Source organism: Blautia sp. HCP3S3_G3 (genome assembly GCF_052063365.1).
Taxonomy (GTDB): domain Bacteria; phylum Bacillota; class Clostridia; order Lachnospirales; family Lachnospiraceae; genus Blautia_A.
Window position 1 is genome coordinate 1 of record NZ_JBQHXR010000023.1, and the last position, 17,140, is coordinate 17,140.

At 44.3% G+C, this 17,140-nt stretch carries 10 protein-coding genes and 8 tRNA genes; 17 read left to right on the top strand and 1 reads right to left on the bottom strand.

Translation table 11 applies throughout. The annotated features are described in order from the left end of the window. Window positions 1-123: 123 nt before the first annotated feature. The 9 genes from ACTNEW_RS13655 to ACTNEW_RS13695 all read left to right on the top strand — a co-directional run bounded on the left by ACTNEW_RS13655 (window position 124) and on the right by ACTNEW_RS13695 (window position 4,650). Window positions 124-196 (top strand) — tRNA-Asn (locus tag ACTNEW_RS13655). A gap of 108 nt (window positions 197-304) precedes the next feature. Beyond that, window positions 305-376, top strand: a tRNA-Glu gene (locus tag ACTNEW_RS13660). 80 nt (window positions 377-456) lie between these two features. Beyond that, window positions 457-529, top strand: a tRNA-Thr gene (locus tag ACTNEW_RS13665). 4 nt (window positions 530-533) lie between these two features. After that, window positions 534-607, top strand: a tRNA-Ile gene (locus tag ACTNEW_RS13670). Window positions 608-624: 17 nt separating this feature from the next. After that, window positions 625-698 (top strand) — tRNA-Asp (locus tag ACTNEW_RS13675). 13 nt (window positions 699-711) lie between these two features. Continuing rightward, window positions 712-784: transfer RNA gene (locus ACTNEW_RS13680), tRNA-Val, on the top strand. Between the two features lie 19 nt (window positions 785-803). After that, window positions 804-889: transfer RNA gene (locus ACTNEW_RS13685), tRNA-Leu, on the top strand. 785 nt (window positions 890-1,674) lie between these two features. Further along, window positions 1,675-3,927, top strand: coding sequence for an alpha-xylosidase (yicI, locus tag ACTNEW_RS13690; RefSeq protein WP_441062019.1), 2,253 nt, complete (start codon window positions 1,675-1,677; stop codon window positions 3,925-3,927). Between the two features lie 177 nt (window positions 3,928-4,104). Continuing rightward, entirely contained in the window at window positions 4,105-4,650 is a 546-nt protein-coding gene (locus tag ACTNEW_RS13695) for an N-acetyltransferase family protein (RefSeq protein WP_441062020.1), read from the top strand. Between the two features lie 392 nt (window positions 4,651-5,042). Here the strand turns inward: ACTNEW_RS13695 and ACTNEW_RS13700 are convergent, their stop codons facing one another. Continuing rightward, on the bottom strand, window positions 5,043-6,725 hold the full coding sequence (locus ACTNEW_RS13700) for an ABC-ATPase domain-containing protein (RefSeq protein WP_441062021.1): 1,683 nt from the start codon (window positions 6,723-6,725) through the stop codon (window positions 5,043-5,045). 421 nt (window positions 6,726-7,146) lie between these two features. Here ACTNEW_RS13700 and ACTNEW_RS13705 point away from each other — a divergent pair, with 421 nt between their 5' ends. The 8 genes from ACTNEW_RS13705 (at window position 7,147) to ACTNEW_RS13740 (ending at window position 17,131) form a co-directional block, all read left to right on the top strand. Further along, window positions 7,147-8,130 carry a carbohydrate kinase family protein gene (locus ACTNEW_RS13705; RefSeq protein WP_441062022.1) on the top strand — a complete coding sequence of 328 codons (984 nt, stop codon included), beginning with the start codon at window positions 7,147-7,149 and terminating at the stop codon, window positions 8,128-8,130. Window positions 8,131-8,173: 43 nt separating this feature from the next. After that, window positions 8,174-9,565, top strand: a complete 1,392-nt coding sequence (locus ACTNEW_RS13710) for an aminopeptidase (RefSeq protein WP_441062070.1) — start codon at window positions 8,174-8,176, stop codon at window positions 9,563-9,565. A 314-nt stretch (window positions 9,566-9,879) separates the two neighbouring features. After that, window positions 9,880-9,953 (top strand) — tRNA-Arg (locus ACTNEW_RS13715). A 177-nt stretch (window positions 9,954-10,130) separates the two neighbouring features. Then, on the top strand, window positions 10,131-10,859 hold the full coding sequence (locus ACTNEW_RS13720; protein ID WP_441062024.1) for a GDSL-type esterase/lipase family protein: 729 nt from the start codon (window positions 10,131-10,133) through the stop codon (window positions 10,857-10,859). Window positions 10,860-11,101: 242 nt separating this feature from the next. After that, window positions 11,102-11,596, top strand: coding sequence for a MarR family winged helix-turn-helix transcriptional regulator (locus tag ACTNEW_RS13725; RefSeq protein WP_441062026.1), 495 nt, complete (start codon window positions 11,102-11,104; stop codon window positions 11,594-11,596). Continuing rightward, window positions 11,589-11,759 (top strand): hypothetical protein, encoded by a 171-nt coding sequence (locus ACTNEW_RS13730; RefSeq protein WP_441062028.1) that lies wholly within the window; start codon window positions 11,589-11,591, stop codon window positions 11,757-11,759. Before ACTNEW_RS13725 ends, ACTNEW_RS13730 begins: the two co-directional genes overlap by 8 nt. 576 nt (window positions 11,760-12,335) lie before the next feature. After that, window positions 12,336-14,999 carry a DEAD/DEAH box helicase gene (locus ACTNEW_RS13735; RefSeq protein ID WP_441062030.1) on the top strand — a complete coding sequence of 888 codons (2,664 nt, stop codon included), beginning with the start codon at window positions 12,336-12,338 and terminating at the stop codon, window positions 14,997-14,999. Between the two features lie 101 nt (window positions 15,000-15,100). Then, on the top strand, window positions 15,101-17,131 hold the full coding sequence (locus ACTNEW_RS13740; protein ID WP_441062032.1) for an ATP-dependent helicase: 2,031 nt from the start codon (window positions 15,101-15,103) through the stop codon (window positions 17,129-17,131). Window positions 17,132-17,140 lie beyond the last annotated feature (9 nt).

Consider the following 17,140-nt stretch of genomic DNA (forward strand, 5'->3'; position numbering starts at 1 on the left):
AGTACGGTAACGTATGGAGCTGACTGCTACTAATCGGTCGAGGGCTTGTCCAAAAGCAAGGTTAAGAGATTTTCAGGGAAATGTCAGACATGTATGTAGTTTTGAAGGTGCAAATCTTCATATTCCTCCTTAGCTCAGTCGGTAGAGCATGCGGCTGTTAACCGCAGTGTCGTTGGTTCGAGTCCAACAGGGGGAGTTAAAAGTCCTCAAAAATCAGGGCTTTTTTTGTGAAAAAATACTTGCAAGGCGGGCTGGTTTATGGTAATATAATATTCGTCGCCGAGGTAAGTAAGCGAAGTATTTTGGCTCCATGGTCAAGCGGTTAAGACACCGCCCTTTCACGGCGGTAACAGGGGTTCAAATCCCCTTGGAGTCATTTAAAAATAATAAAAAATGAGATTTTTCTGTGGCTTGATTCCAACATTTGGTGTATAATACATCATGGAAGCGTTGTATGCCGATGTGGCTCAATTGGCAGAGCAGCTGATTTGTAATCAGCAGGTTATCGGTTCGAGTCCGATCATCGGCTTTTTGGACCTTTAGCTCAGTTGGTTAGAGCAACCGGCTCATAACCGGTCGGTCCTGGGTTCGAGTCCCCGAAGGTCCATTTTTTAAATATTTTTTGGCCCAGTGGCTCAGTTGGTTAGAGCGCCGCCCTGTCACGGCGGAGGTCGTGAGTTCGAGTCTCATCTGGGTCGTTTTTAGTTACATGGGGTCTTAGCTCAGCTGGGAGAGCATCTGCCTTACAAGCAGAGGGTCATAGGTTCGAGCCCTATAGGCCCCATTTAATTAAATAAAAACATGCCGCAGTGGCGGAACTGGCAGACGCCCGGGACTTAAAATCCCGTGGGTAGTGATACCCGTACCGGTTCGATTCCGGTCTGCGGCACTTAAAAACTCTTGAGTTTCAAGGGTTTTATTTTTTTGTGTTGCTTTTCGTGTTGCATGGTTCAGAGAAGTGGGTGTTTGCTATACTGCTCATTGCTTTAGTTTTATCTGCCATGGTATGCCTGTAAACAGTTATTAACGTTCTATCATTACCCATTGATCAGTATCTGACCTTTTACAATTCCAGCCAAGCGCATGTAGCTGCGCTTCAAAAGCATTTATCTTTACAAAGAATTCATCTGATTCTCTATCTCATTGTTGGTCTGATGTTTCGATTGCCATATCTACACTCTTCCCTGATAGCTAAGCTGGGTTTTCTTTTATTTGTTCCGCTTTTCACGTTATTATAATATCATCACAAATTATTGCGCAGTAAGATATATGAAAATGGAAAATATAGAAAAAGCTGCACTATGTTATTAACATAAAATTACTCTGTTGTTACCGAACAGGGAAAAAATAGGTTTCTTTATTTTATCGGCTTTATTTATGTGAACTGCAGTGTTATTATTATTGTAACTCTGGTTTCTGTGGCAACATTTGTCATTTACAGAAATCAGAAAGGAATCAACCGTTTCCTGTATGACTTTATCATTTCAGGGATAACGATTCCCATTAACAATGTAGCGCTGATAAAAGTATCTGATACATTGACATAGCAGATGAAAATACTCCAACAATATTTCAGAGAAAATATATTGCTGAAGCAATGCGTCGCAGGCAGAGAATCCTGAAAGGCAGGATTCTTGTCTGTATCTAAGCATCTAAGACAGGAGAGTAGAACAGATGAAATTTACAAACGGTTTTTGGCAGACTGCTGACGGGATTACCCCACTGTATGCAGTAGAATACGCAGATTCCAGAGTTAACGGAAGTGAACTGACCGTATATGCTCCGGGAAAACACATTACATCAAGAGGAGATTGTCTGAATCTTGGAATTCTCACAGTGAAACTGACGAGTCCCATGGAGGATGTAATCAAAGTTTCCATCACTCATTTTGAGGGGAAACAGTATCCGGGACCGTTTGTTCAGATTGCAGATACGAATCCGAATGTGACGATCGAGGAGTCTGAGGATTCCATTATCTACAAAACAGGAAACACCAGAGCTGTTATTGATAAACGGCCAGATTCCTGGGGAATCCGTTTCTATGATGGAGAGAGAGAGCTGACCAATACGGGTTACCGCAATATGGCTCACATGACAAACGGAAAAAATCATAAATGCTATATGGTAGAGCAGCTTGCGCTGGATGTGGATGAGTATGTATACGGTCTTGGTGAGCGCTTTACTCCATTTGTAAAAAATGGCCAGGTAGTGGAAATGTGGAATGAAGACGGCGGAACAGCCAGTGAGATCGCTTATAAGAATATTCCATTTTATATTACCAATAAGGGTTATGGTGTGCTGCTGGATAATGAGGGAGATGCAGCTTACGAGATTGCAAGCGAAAAAGTAGAACGTGTGCAGTTTTCCGTGGAAGGAGAACGTCTGGATTATTATGTGATTAATGGACATACGCCCAAAGGTACGATTCAGAAATATACAGAACTTACCGGAAAACCGGCTCTGCCTCCGGCATGGTCCTTTGGCGTATGGCTGACCACTTCCTTTACTACCAATTATGATGAAGAGACCACTTCCAGTTTTATCCAGGGAATGGCAGACAGAGATATCCCGCTTCATGTTTTCCATTTTGACTGCTACTGGATGGAAGCTTATGAATGGTGTAATTTTGTATGGGATCCCAAAACATTCCCGGATCCTAAGGGAATGCTGAAGAGATATCATGACAGAGGCCTGAAAATCTGTGTATGGATCAATCCATACATTGGGCAGAAGTCTCCTCTTTTCCAGGAAGGCATGAAACACGGCTATCTGGTAAAGAAGACCAACGGAGATGTATGGCAGACAGATTTGTGGCAGGCAGGAATGGGGCTTGTGGACTTTACCAATCCGGAAGCTGTGAAATGGTATACCGGAATGCTCAAATCCCTTCTTGACATGGGAGTAGACTGTTTCAAAACGGATTTCGGTGAAAGAATTCCTGTGAAGGATATTGCTTATTACGATGGTTCTGATCCTGTCAAAATGCACAATTATTATACATTCTTATATAATGAGGCTGTATTTAAGCTTCTTGAGCAGGAGAGAGGCGAAGGCGAGGCAGTTCTTTTTGCGCGGTCTGCTACGGTTGGCGGGCAGCAGTTCCCTGCACACTGGGGCGGTGACTGTTCTGCGACCTATCCGTCTATGGCTGAAACAATCCGTGGTGGTTTGTCTCTGGCCTGTGCAGGATTTGGTTTCTGGAGCCATGATATCGGTGGTTTTGAGCAGACAGCTCCGGCAGATGTTTACAAAAGATGGGCACAGTTCGGTCTTCTCAGTTCTCACAGCCGTTTCCATGGTTCTACTTCCTATCGTGTACCGTGGCTGTTTGATGAGGAATCCTGCGATGTAGTGCGGAAGTTTGCAAAGCTGAAATGTTCCCTGATGCCGTATCTGTACCGCCAGGCAGTTCGTACCCATGAAGAAGGCATTCCGATGATGCGTCCGATGTTTGTGGAATTCCCGGAGGACAGAGCATGTGAACCTCTGGACAAACAGTACATGATGGGTGATTCTCTTCTGGTGGCTCCGATTTTCAAGGAGAGCGGGGAAGTGGAATATTATCTCCCGGAAGGAAAATGGTTTAATATTCTTACGAATCAGGTAGTAGAAGGCGGAAAATGGCAGAAAGAAACGCATGATTATTTCTCTATGCCGCTTCTTGTACGTCCGAATGCGATTTTTGCAGTTGGAAATTGTGATACAAAGCCGGATTATGAGTTTTGTGATGGTGTAACGCTGTGCCTGTCTGTATTTGAAGACGGAGCAGAGGCATATACAGAAATTACGGATATCAAAGGTAAGACAGTGATGACTGCACAGGCCGTGAGAAAAGGGGATACGATTACGCTTCATGTGGAAGGCGGAAACGGAAACTGGAAGTATCAGGTGCTTGGAGATGAAAGTGTTTCGGTAGTTGTGAAATAAATATATTATATCTGGAGCGTGTTTTGAAATTCGCTCTGAGGAAAAGGAGTTTTGCAAAGTGACCGGGTTACCGGCTGCGGAGCAGGGCTCCTTTTTATTCGGGTAAGGATATAGAATAAAAAATTCTATTGTGATATACTTCCTATAAAGACAAATTAGGATTGATGGAGGAAAGGTATGAAATATCATCAAATATTTATTATGAAAAATGGAAAAGAAGCCTGTCTCAGGAATGGTATGGCATCCGATGGACCTGAAGTGTTTGAGCATTTTATTGTTACACATGAAGAAACAGATTATTTGCTTTCTTATCCAGATGAAAATAGTTTTGATGCGGAACAGGAAGCCTTGTTTTTGGAAAGAAAAACAGAGAGCATCAATGAAATTGAGATTATTGCGGTTGTAGATGGAAAAGTAGTGGGAACTGCTGGAATTGAAGCTGTAGGAACAATGTATAAGGTAAGACATCGAGCCGAATTTGGTATCAGTGTGTTAAAGGAATATTGGGGACTTGGATTAGGAACTGCTTTGCTGCGCGCATGTATTCAATGTGCGAAAGAAGCAGGTTATGTTCAATTGGAATTAAATGTAGTTGCAAACAATACACGGGCAATTGCAATTTACAAAAAAATGGGATTTGTGGAATATGGACGAAATCCAAAAGGATTTCATTCACGTATAAGTGGATTTCAGGAAGTCGTTTATATGCTGTTAAATCTATAACAGATAACTTCCGGCTTTTCTGAAATGTGTAGACCGGGATTTTGCAGAAATATCAATGAAAAGAGAACCGCGGAGAGTGGCTCCGGATATCCAGGAACCGAAAAAATTTATCATGAGTAAATGCAAAATTCTTTGCCATTTTTTTATAAATTTTATAAATTTATTAGAAATTGGACAAATTCTCCTCACATTTATACGATATGATATATACATCTTAAAAGTCAAACCGCTTTTAAGATGCCGGTAACACTTCAATGCCGGGAGCGTTGCCGGAACTCTTTCCTTTCCCTAAAAAATAAAACCAAGTAAACCGCCGCCTAGCTGCTAAGATCGTCAGCAGGCGGCGGTTTTAGTGTGCGAAATTTTCAGAGAGAAGTTCCGGGAATACTTTCTTACGGTCTGCGGAAGCGGTTGAAGCAGGAGAAAATTTCCTGAACACGAGGCATGGCATAGCCGCAGGGGATACTGGAACCGTCCGCAAGGAACGAGAGTCCTTTTTTGCGAAGCTGGTCATCCAGATACAGGACGATCTCCCCGAGAGTCCGTTTTCCGTCAATCAGGTGTTCCACTGCATATTTCAGAAGCAGTCCAAGGGCAGCGGTCTGTTCACTGTCTGTAATCTGTTCGATATAGCGAAGGTCGATTTCCTGTCTGTCCAGAGAGAATCCGTCTTTTCCGTGAACTTTTGTTTTCAGAGGGAACCGGAAAGCCGGTTTTGTCATAATCCGGGTTCTTTCTGGCAGCTGGAAGGCGGGGATTACAGAGCCGGGAAGAGGATACTCCCTGCACAATTCTTTGACATGCTCTGTGATATCCACTGCACGATAATTGTCCATTTGGATGATCGTGTCTGCAATGTGAAAAAAGGCACCGGAGCTTCCGGCTACCAGAATGGTGGAAATACCGGCTTTTTCATACAGGTCAGCTGCACGCTCCAGAAAAGGCGTAATGGGTTCTTTTTCCCGCTGGATGACTTTCTGCATGAAGGCGTCGCGAACCATAAAATTCGTGGCAGAAGTATCTTCATCCAGCAGGAATACACGGCTGCCGGATTCCATTCCTTCTATAATTCCGGCAGCCTGAGAAGTACTGCCGCTGGCATCCTCTGTAGAAAAACAGCGGGTGTCTTTTTTGTTCGGCAAATCATTGATAAAAAGAGAAATATCTGCATCTTTGACGAAGCGGCCGTCTTCTGAACGGAGTTTCAGGGCTGTCTCATCGGTGATTACATATTCCCGTCCGTCTCCCGGAATGTGGTTGTAAACCCCAAGCTCCAGTGCGTTCAGAAGGGTGGATTTTCCGTGATAACCGCCTCCTGCAATGAGTGTGATGCCTGTGGGAATTCCCATACCGGTAATGGTTCCTTTGTGTGGAAGATCCATGGTGATTCGAAGGGTTTCCGGTGATGCAAAAGGTATGGAATTTTTCATAGGGCGGGAGGAAATGCCGCTTTCTCTGGGAAGCACAGAACCGTCTGCAACAAAAGCAGCAAGGGAACGGCGGTTCAGTTCCTGACGGATCCACGCCTGGTCTTCTGCGAGAAAAATAGCCTGTTCCAGATGACTGTGGTTTAAATTCCGGTAAAAGAATGCCTTCTGTACACATACAGGAAGAAAATCAAAAAGAATTTTTTCAAGTTCCGGGGCATTGATGGTGCGTCCGTTGGACGGAAATCCGATAAAGAACCGGGCAGTAATGCCTTTTTCTGTGATTTCGCAGGCAGTGCGTTCCAGAACTTCCTGACCGCAGTGTGTGACAGAAATCAGACCGCTTTTGCCGGAGCCTTTGGCGCGGAAGGTATAGCGGTTTACCTGTTGTTCAAATTGTCTGGTAAGATAATCGCAAAGTGTGATGCGGCCGATTTTCTCCTGATAATATTCTTTGGGAAATCCGGCATCCTGGTGCGAAATCCGCACACTGATGTGTGACGGGGAGGCGAAAGGATCTCCCTGTACATGGTCGATGGATAAGATATATTTCTCAAACTGATAGGCACCTTTCAGTGATTTATAAGCAGGATAGCTTTTTCGGTGAATGGAATGGAGCATGTGCTGCAGGTCAGAAGCATGATGCATGGTATGGTTACCTCCTTTGGGATTTTTGTGACGTTCCGTGCATTGATTCGTAAGTAAGCAGGTGTCGTTATTGATGCATAAAAACATGAATTCAGAGCCGGATGTCATTTATATACTATAGTAAACAGGAGAAAATTAAGCAACTGATTTCTTTGAAAAAATCGCAGTCACAACGCTGATGGACAGTGGGAATATCGCATGAGAAAATACCGCAGGAGAGAATACCACAGGAGGGAATGCCACAGCAGGGAAATGTTTTGACAAATCATCATTCCGGGAGTAATCTGAATGCAGGAATACTTTTGCAGTCTGTGATAGAAAACATGTGAGATGTACGGGTTAAAGTGTGTTTGAAAATTCGACAGGTGTATGGCATAAAAAGTGCCTGTCATATAGATGTATAGGAAAGAAAGGAACAGGTATGAACAAGAGGATCGTGATTGCAGGTGCCGGAATTCTGGATGTTCTGGTGTGTCCTGTGGAGAATCATGTTTTTGAAAAAGGTTCTGTTCCTGTGGATACTATAAAAATATCCACAGGCGGAGATGCGCTGAACGAAGCCACTGTACTGGCAAGACTTCTGGAGAAGCCCGGGAGTGTGGAACTGCTTACGCTTGTGGGAGAGGACAAGGCCGGAAGTATGATTCTGGAACATTGCCATAGAGAGGGAATTGGAACAGAGCTGTTTACCGTGGACAATTCCGTGCAGACGGGTGTCAATGTGGTGATGGTCCAGAAGGATGGAAACCGCAGTTTTTTTACAAATCCGAAAAGTTCTCTTAGAAAGCTTGCACCCGGGCATTTTTCCGGACTTTTTTCCGGTGCGGGACAGGAGACGGACGGGATTTTCTGCCTTGCCAGTATTTTTGTGTCGCCGGAACTGGGAGGGGATGCACTTGCGGAGATTTTTGGCAGAGCAAAACAGGAAGGGATGATTGTCTGTGCGGATATGACGAAGTGCAAAAACGGTGAGACAACAGAAGATATCCGTGAAGCTCTGTCTTATGTGGATTATCTTTTTGCAAATAAAGAAGAGGCAGCGATGGTTACCGGTGCAGTTCAGACAGGAGAGATGGCAGAACGTTTTCTGGCCTGCGGCGTGGGGACTGTGGTAATCAAATGCGGAGCAGATGGATGTTTTGTAAAAAACAGAGACATCGCCGGACAATTTCCTGCACTTCAGGGAATCCGCTGTGTGGATACGACTGGTGCGGGAGATTCTTTTGCAGCAGGCTTTCTCTGGGGACTTTCGGAAGGAGTGACGCTGAGAGAATGTATCTGCCGCGCGAATATCTGTGGAGCTCTGGCAACAGAAACGGTAGGGGCAAGTGAGGGTGTCCGGAGCCGGAAGCAGGTCAGGGAAATTTTGGATAAGTATGGAAATACCATGGAAAGTGTTTTATAATATCGTAAGTATGGGAATGATAGAAAAGAAAGGCGGAAGAAACATGGAACGAAGAAATGCATGGCTTACCTATACGGAAGCAGAAGAAAAAGAACTGGAGCAAACAGCTCTTTTATACCGTCATTTTCTGGATGCCGGCAAGACAGAAAGAGAATGCGTGTCCAGAATTATTGAAGAAGCAGAGGCAGCAGGCTATGTTTCCCTTGAGAAAAAAGCTGCAGCCGGAGAACAGTTAAAGGCAGGAGATAAGGTATATTCTGTCGGTATGAAGAAAATCATTGCTCTTTATCATATCGGACAGGAGCCTTTGGAAAATGGTATGAATATTCTTGGCGCGCACATTGATTCCCCGCGTCTTGATGTGAAGCAGAACCCGTTATATGAAGATGCAGATCTGGCATATCTTGATACGCATTATTACGGTGGCGTTAAGAAATACCAGTGGGTAGCACTTCCTCTGGCACTTCACGGTGTGATTGTCAAAAAGGACGGAACTGTTGTAGATGTCAATATCGGAGAGGCAGAAGAGGATCCGGTGGTATATATCACAGACCTTCTGATCCATCTTGCGGGAAGGCAGCTTGAGAAAAAAGCATCGGAAGTAGTGGAGGGCGAGAATCTGGACATTCTGATCGGAAGCCGTCCGCTGGCAGACCTTCCGGATGAAAAGAAAAAAGAAGCAGTCAAAGAAAATATCTTAAGAATTCTGAATGAGAAATACGGCGTTGAAGAAGAAGATTTCCTTTCTGCAGAACTGGAAGTGGTGCCTGCAGGCAAAGCAAGAGAATGCGGACTGGACCGCAGTATGATCGCTGCCTACGGACAGGATGACCGTGTCTGCGCATATACTTCTTTCCTGGCTATGCTGGAAATGGAAAATCCGAGACGCACAAGCTGCTGTCTGCTTACGGATAAAGAAGAAATCGGCAGTGTAGGAGCTACCGGTATGCAGTCCAGATTTTTTGAAAACAGTGTTGCGGAACTTATGGAATGCTGCGGATGCTATTCGGAACTGACACTGCGCCGTGCACTGCGCAATTCCAGAATGCTGTCCTCTGATGTAAGTGCCGGGTTTGATCCTGCTTTTGCAGAGTGCTTTGAGAAAAAGAACGCTGCTTTTCTCGGCAGAGGAATTGTTCTGAATAAATTTACCGGCGCCCGCGGCAAGTCCGGTTCCAATGATGCCAATGCGGAATATGTTGCCTGCGTGAGAAAAATTTTTGACAGCCATCAGGTTGCTTTCCAGACAGCAGAACTTGGCAAAGTAGATGTTGGCGGCGGCGGAACGATTGCATTTATCGCAGCACTCTATGGCATGGAAGTCATTGACAGTGGTGTAGCTGTATTGAGCATGCACGCGCCCTGGGAAGTTACCAGCAAGGCAGATGTTTATGAGGCAAAGAAAGCATACAAGGCATTCCTGCTGGATGCATAAAGTTTTCTGTATTGTGAAATAAGAGATCTGCAGGAAAAAGGTATCTCTGATGCAGAGAATTCTGCGTTGGAGATACCTGTAAAGTAAAGAGGGAATTCTGCGTTGGAGATACCTGTAAAGTAAAGAGGGAATTCTGCGTTGGAGATACCTGTAAAATAAAGAGGGAATCTGGTTTGACAGAGTCCTGGAAGCAGGAAAACGGTACTGGTAAAAACGACTGATAAAAAAATGAAAAAAATTTTAAAATAAGTGTTGACAAAAATGATTATATAGGGTAGAATACTCATTGTTGCGAAGGTGATTCGCAAAAAGATGTGCGTTTAGCTCAGCTGGATAGAGCGTTTGGCTACGGACCAAAAGGTCGGGGGTTCGAATCCTCTAACGCACGCTAATAGGAAGAATCGGGTATCAAGCCCGGTTCTTTTTTTGTATCGTCAGGAAAGTGCTTTGCATTTTCCTGTGATACCCAAAAGCCCTCCGGGCAGGATCGCACTGTGGCGGAGAGGAATGATATTGCGTCACAATTTGTGGGAAATTTGACTCAAATGAGGGAGGAAAGACGGCGATGGAGTTATGGGAAGAAGTCGCAAACAGTTTGAATGAAGAGCAGCAGAGACAATTGCAGCAGGCGATAGAGAGTATGTTTGCAGAGAAAGGGATGCAGGAGAAGCAGGATAAAGTAGAACGATTCAAACGGTTGAATCAATATGTAAAGCCTGGACAGATTCTTTTTGTTGGTTCCAGTCTGATGGAACAGTTCCCGATTTACGAGTTTCTGCAGGATTTTGACATTCCACTGACTGTTTATAACCGCGGAGTAGGCGGTTATACAACGAAAGAACTGCTGGACAATATGGATGCCTGTATCTATGACCTGAAACCGGCTCATATTTTTATCAATATTGGTACCAATGATCTGAATACTGCAGATTATAGCTGTGAAGCATTGATCGGGAATTATCGCCGGATACTCAATGGTATTCGTGAAAATCTTCCGGAGGCAAAGCTGTATATGCTTGCTTATTATCCTGTCAATCCGGAAGCGGCAAAAGATAATCCCGGAATGCAGGAGATTTTGAAAATCCGGACAAATGCACGCATAGAAGAAGCAAACAGGGCAGTTGCTGTACTTGCAGAAGAAGTTGGGGCAGTATATCTGAATGTGAATGACGGAATCCGGGATGAGAAGGGAAATCTGAAAGAAGAATATACCATAGAAGGGATGCATATGTATGCGAATGGTTATAAGCCTGTTCTGGATGCGCTGCTTCCGGTGCTGAAGTCTCTTTCATGAAGAAAAATTGTGGTATAAAAGAAACTGCGATATAAAAAGAATTTACAGAAAATATAAAGGGAACTATACACAAAGATAAATAGAAAAATATACAGAAAAGAATACAGAAAAGAATGCCTGCCGTTTGCTTTGAAAACTTATGGCAGGCATAATATTAAAAAAATACTTTGGTACCTTGACAAATAGAAAAACCGGTAATATTATAATATCAAGGTACCGAAAGAAATGGAAAGGGAATTCCTATGAAAGAGTTTGATGAAAAAAAATGCAAGTATTATCATGAATGTCATGGACATTTTAATATTGAGGAAGCATCACTGCTATCATTACTTGTACGCTGTGGATATATCGCAGAGAAAAAAAGCGGACGGCAAAGAGGACAGAATCGGATATTAAATATTTTGCTGGATACTCCGAAGATCAGTCAAAAATCTTTACAGAAGCAGCTTGGAATTGAACCGGGTTCCATCAGTGAGATTATTTCCAAGATGGAACAGAAGGGGCTGCTTCGACGTGAGAAAGATGAGGAAGACCGCAGGAAGATGATCGTATGCCTGACAGAGAAGGGAAGAGCAATGGCTGAAGAATCCCGCCAGGGCAGAGAGGAAGAAGATTATTTTTCGGCACTACAGCCGGAAGAACAGCTTCAGCTGAAAAAGATGATACAGAAACTATTGGTCCAATGGAAAAAAGAAAGAACGATAAAACAAAAAATGGAGGAAGATAACAATGGATAATCAGGAAAAAATGACAAATGAAAATAACGTATGTCCCTGCTGTGACCATCACTGCCCAGCAGACAATCTGCACTGTTCCAAGGGAAAAGAATATTTTGGACTCCCTGTAGAAGAAGGTGACCGTGAAAGAGGTCATGGAAGAGGTCATGGAGAAGGCCATTAGAGAAAAGGGCAGCGCAAGAAGGAAGGCAAGAGGGAAGGCAGGAAGGAATGATTGGTGGCACAATTAGAACCTGCAGGAAGTTTCATGTGAGCAGGGAGGAAGTGGTCAAAAACATCATCGAGGAATTTTCTTTAACTGAAGATGAAGCGGAGAAATATATGGGATTATATTGGTAATTTGTAAGCAAGGAAGAGTAATGTGAAAGCATAAAGCAGGATTGAAACAATTGAATCAGATGTTCTGAAAAGTAATTCATAAAACCAACATCGGCATACAGAAATGACATGGAAAAGCCATTTCCGTACGCCGATTTATTTTATCATAGGAAAGTGTTTAGCATTTTCCTATGATAAAATAAAGCCCTCCTGGCAGGATTCTTTCCCACAAAACACAAACAAATGTTCGAAAAAAGTACTTGCATAACAATTGTTTCTGTTATAGAATGACTGTATAACAATTGCTTAAAAATATTTTTATATACGGGTTAGAGCGTGTTTGTAAATTACAGCAGAGAAAGCACAGGTTTCAGCCTTTAATCGGAACATAACCGATAATACCAGGAAAGAGAGCATCTGCATGACGATAGACGATTTCATTATTTATAAAAAAACGATACCTGCAAGAGAACCTGTATTCTCCGATTTTCCTACAGGATTAGAGCCGGAAATTGCCGGTTATCTGAAGCATCAGGGAATTCATATGTTATACTGCCATCAGGCAGAAATGTTTGAACAGGCAAAGCAGGGGAAAAATCTTGTGATTACGACTTCTACGGCAAGCGGGAAGACGCTGAGCTTTTTGCTTCCGGTCATCAGTGAAATTTTGGAAAATTCGATGACAAGAGCGATTTTTGTGTATCCGACCAAGGCGCTGGCGGCAGATCAGTACCGGGCGCTTCTTCCGTGGATTGAATATTTCGGACGGAATCGAATCGATGCGGGGGTTTATGACGGGGATACCCCGCAGGCAGAGCGGAGCCGGATACGCAGACAGGCGAATATTATTCTGACCAATCCGGATATGCTTAATGGTGCCATGCTGCCGAATCACAGCAAGTATGGATTTGATTTTATTTTTTCGAATCTGAAATATGTGGTACTGGATGAACTTCATGTATACCGGGGAGCATTTGGTTCTCATATGGCCAATGTACTTCGGCGCTTGTCCCGTATCTGCAGATATTATCATTCACAGCCGCAGTTTTTGTGCAGTTCTGCCACAATTGCCAATCCTGCGGAACTGGCGGAAAAAATCTGCGGGACGGAGTTTGTCTGTATTGACAGGGATGGTTCCGGGACTGCACAGAGAGAATACTGTCTGATACAGCCGCCGAAGATTACGGGCAGAGATGAGAAATATTACTGTCAGCGGTCGGTGACAAATGTTGCTGCAGATATGCTTCCGGAACTGATGGAGCAGGGAGAAAGCTTTATTGCTTTTGCGAAATCCAGACGAAATGTGGAAGTAATCCTGAAAGAAACAAGGGATCATCTGGATGGCAGCGGATTTCTCGGGACAGTGGGTGCTGACCGCATTTCCGGATACCGCGGCGGTTATACGCCTCAGGAACGGAAGTCCATTGAACAGAGAATGATCAGCGGGGAATTGCTGGGACTGGTTTCTACCAATGCGCTGGAACTGGGCATCGATATCGGCAAAATATCTTCCACCGTTCTGGTGGGATATCCGGGGACAAGGGCTTCTTTCTGGCAGCAGACCGGCCGCGCAGGTCGAAACAGTAAAAAATGTACCAACTATCTGATTCTGGATCAGCTTCCCATGGATCAGTATATTGCCCTGGAACCAGGCTGGCTTTTTGAAGGAAGCAGTGAGAATGCCATTGCAGATCCGGATAATCTCCTGATCGAGCTGGCACATATCCGGGCGGCAGCTGCGGAGCTTCCGCTGTCTCTGGATGATATGGGAGTGTTTCCGGATCTTGGAGAAGTCATACCGGTCCTTCTGAAAATGGAAGAAGTGAGAAATCAGGGCGGACGATTTGCCTGGTCCGGCGGTCAGTATCCGGCAGGGGATTTTTCTCTCAGAAACATTGACAAAAACCGGTATCAGCTGCTTCATCAGGAAACGGGAAAAGTAATTACGGAGATGGATGAGAGTCAGGCATTTCACGAACTATATGAAGGTGCAGTCTATATTCATGACGGAGAATTTTATCAGATTGTAAAAATGGATATGGAAAGCAAGATGGTATACGCTGTGCCGTTTAACGGCAATTATTATACAGTTCCCGGAGATGAGATTAATATCCGTATCATTCACTGCAGCAGAGAACAGAACTGGAAGAGAACGGATATGCATTTTGGCGATATCAATGTGGCGGATTATGTGTATATGTACAAGAAGCTGCAGTTTCACACACAGCAGAATATCGGATATCAGCAGCTTGCCAGCCCTCTGAGCAAAAATTATGATACAGAGGCTGTCTGGCTGAAACTGCCGCGGAATGTGGTTCGTGCATATCGGAGACTGCTCCAGCCGGATGGATCCGGAAGATATGTGCGGAATAATCATTTTGACGGGTTGTCTTTTGCGTTGAAAAATGCCGCCTTAATGGTAACGATGACAGAGCAGACCGATATTGGAGTAACCGTTTCCACCAATGCGATGGAGGTGTCCGGACAGACAGAGGATGAGGTGTTTTTGTATTTTTATGACTGTTATACCGGCGGTCTTGGATTTGCGGAAAAAATATTTGAGATGATGCCACGTGTGGTGGAACAGGCTGTACGAATGGTATCCGGATGCAAATGTGAAGATGGCTGTGCTGCCTGTGTGGGAGATTACAGACTTGATCGCAGGATTGTCCTGTGGGGACTTGAGAATCTTCTGGAAGAATCGGATTTTCCGGATAGCAGGAAACTGGTGAAGTGGGCAGATACAAAATGGATCCAAAAAGAATTCCGGATGTCAGAGCTTCCAGACAGATGGGGAGAATTCTGTGAGAAGACCAGGGGAAACGGTGAGGTATATGCTTCGTTCTTTCAGACCGTATGCAGTGTCAAAACAGCAGGAGAGGCACTGCAGTTATTTGTGAAAGATTCCTTTTATGCCGAGTGGGCCAATATGCCGGAAAATCGTACGGGAATTCAGAACATGATCGGATATTATGCGGAAGTGCCGCCATTGTTCCGAGTGGATATTTTTGCGGTGCCGCAGAATGAGGAAACGGCAGAGGAAGAGGCATACAGGAAGAGAAAATTGTTCAGGCGATACAAGTAATAATTGTGAAAATACGAAGTGCGGAGCAATGCTTTGTATTTTCATGAGATGAATACGTCTTTCAGCAGATGCAAATGAAATATCATAAGGAATTGTAGTATATGGAACTGAATAAGGAACAGCAGGAAGCGGTACAGGATGACAGCAATGTCTGTCTGGTCAATGCGAATGTGGGAAGCGGAAAAACAACGGTTCTCATTTCAAAGATCCGATATCTGTATGAGAAAAAAGGTGTTTCTCTGAAGGATATGATTGTGCTGACTTTTACGAATAAGGCAGCAGATGAGATACGCGAACGTCTGAACCATCAGGGTATAGAAAGCAGAGAAACACCATGGTTCGGGACGTTTCACAGTGTGGCTCTTCGGATGCTGCAGACACTTCTTCCGGTGGAAGAACTGGGGTATACAGAAGAGTTTCGGGTGTGCCTTCCGGAAGAAGAACTGGAGCTTGCGCAGCAGCTGATCGGGCAATATCAATTGAAAATTAAATATAAAAACAGGCTGAGAAAACGTCTGGAGCAGACGGACAGTCATATACGCGGTAAAAAGAAAGATTATCAGGATGATTTTCCGGAACTGCTCAGACTTCTGGAGGAGGAAAAGAAGAAGCAGAATAAAATGACATATCGGGATCTTCTGAAGAATGCGATTTTTCTTCTGAAGACGCATTCGGAAATCCTTTGTCCAGACTGGATTATTGTTGATGAAGTGCAGGATTGTGATCAGATACAGCTGGAGCTTCTGGAACAGATGAAAAAACCGGAAACCCATCTTTTTGCAGTAGGGGATCCCAATCAGGTGATCTATAGCTGGCGGGGCAGTGCGTTTCAGATTTTTTATCAGCTCAGGAAGAAATATCAGGCGAGAGAACTGTCGTTGTCTGTGAATTACCGTTCATCGGGAAATATCCTGGCGGCATCGAAACGATTTCAGCAGAATGGAAGCAGTCTGGAAGGAACAAGGGAACCCGGAGGCAGAGTGGTTATTCAGCAACATTACGATTCTTTTCAGGAAGCGGAATATCTGGCGGAAAAGATCTGCTCTCTGCATGAACAGGGCATGGCATATAGAGAGATTGCGGTGTTTTACAGGCTGCAGAATCAGGCGGAGATTCTGGAAAAAGTATTTGCCCAGAATCAGGTTCCCTGTCAGATTTCTGTGAAAAAGAGTCTGCAGGATATCCATGTGGTGAATTGGTTTATACATGTTTTGCGATTTCTTGCGAATCATGAAGATACTTCCAGTGCGGTATGTGTTCTGTGTGATAAGATGTATGGAGAAGGATGGACGTCGAAGAAAGCACTGAAAGAGCTGACTTCCCTTCGTGAAGGAACATCCCTGTGTTCAGCTTCTGTGCTTCTGCAGAAAATGTGGGAATATGAGGAGACAGGGAAAGATTATGAAGACCTGCCAGACCGGCTGTGTCTGACTCAATATCTACATCCTTCTTCATCCTCTTATCAGAAAGACCGGGAACAGATAGAGAATTTGTTTGTGCAGCTGAGAAATTATAAGAGTATACGGGATTTTTTGAATTCTGTGATGCTGAATGGATTTTCTGTGGAATCCGGGGAAAAAAGGGAAGATGCAGTCAGCCTGATGACACTTCATGCTTCCAAAGGTCTGGAATTTTCCCATGTGTTTATTATTGGAGTCAATGACGGACTAATTCCCCTGCGGTGCAGTGATCCGGACAGTGAGGAAGAGGAGCGGAGACTTTTTTATGTGGGGATGACCAGGGCAAAAGAATATCTGGAGATTTCCTGTTACATCAATCCGGATGGAGTCGGAGTGAGACCGGGCCCCGGCAGATATCTGGCTGTTTTTCCAAAGGAATTTACGGAAATCCCGGAAGGCTTTGGGAAAGACCCGAAAGCTGCAGCGGAACATTTGCAGAAGATGAAGCGCATGGTGCTGGAAGAGCGCCAGAAGACTTCGGCAGATCTGGAAGAGAAAGAACACCGTATGGAAGGCAGCGTCATATCAGAAACCTCTGCTCTACGGGTAGAGCATCCAAAATATGGACAGGGGACGGTGATCCGGGAATCTGATGACATGATAACGGTTGCATTTGACGACTATGGAGAGAAAGAATTGATGAAGGCGTTTTCCATGCTGCAGGAAATATAACGATGATAA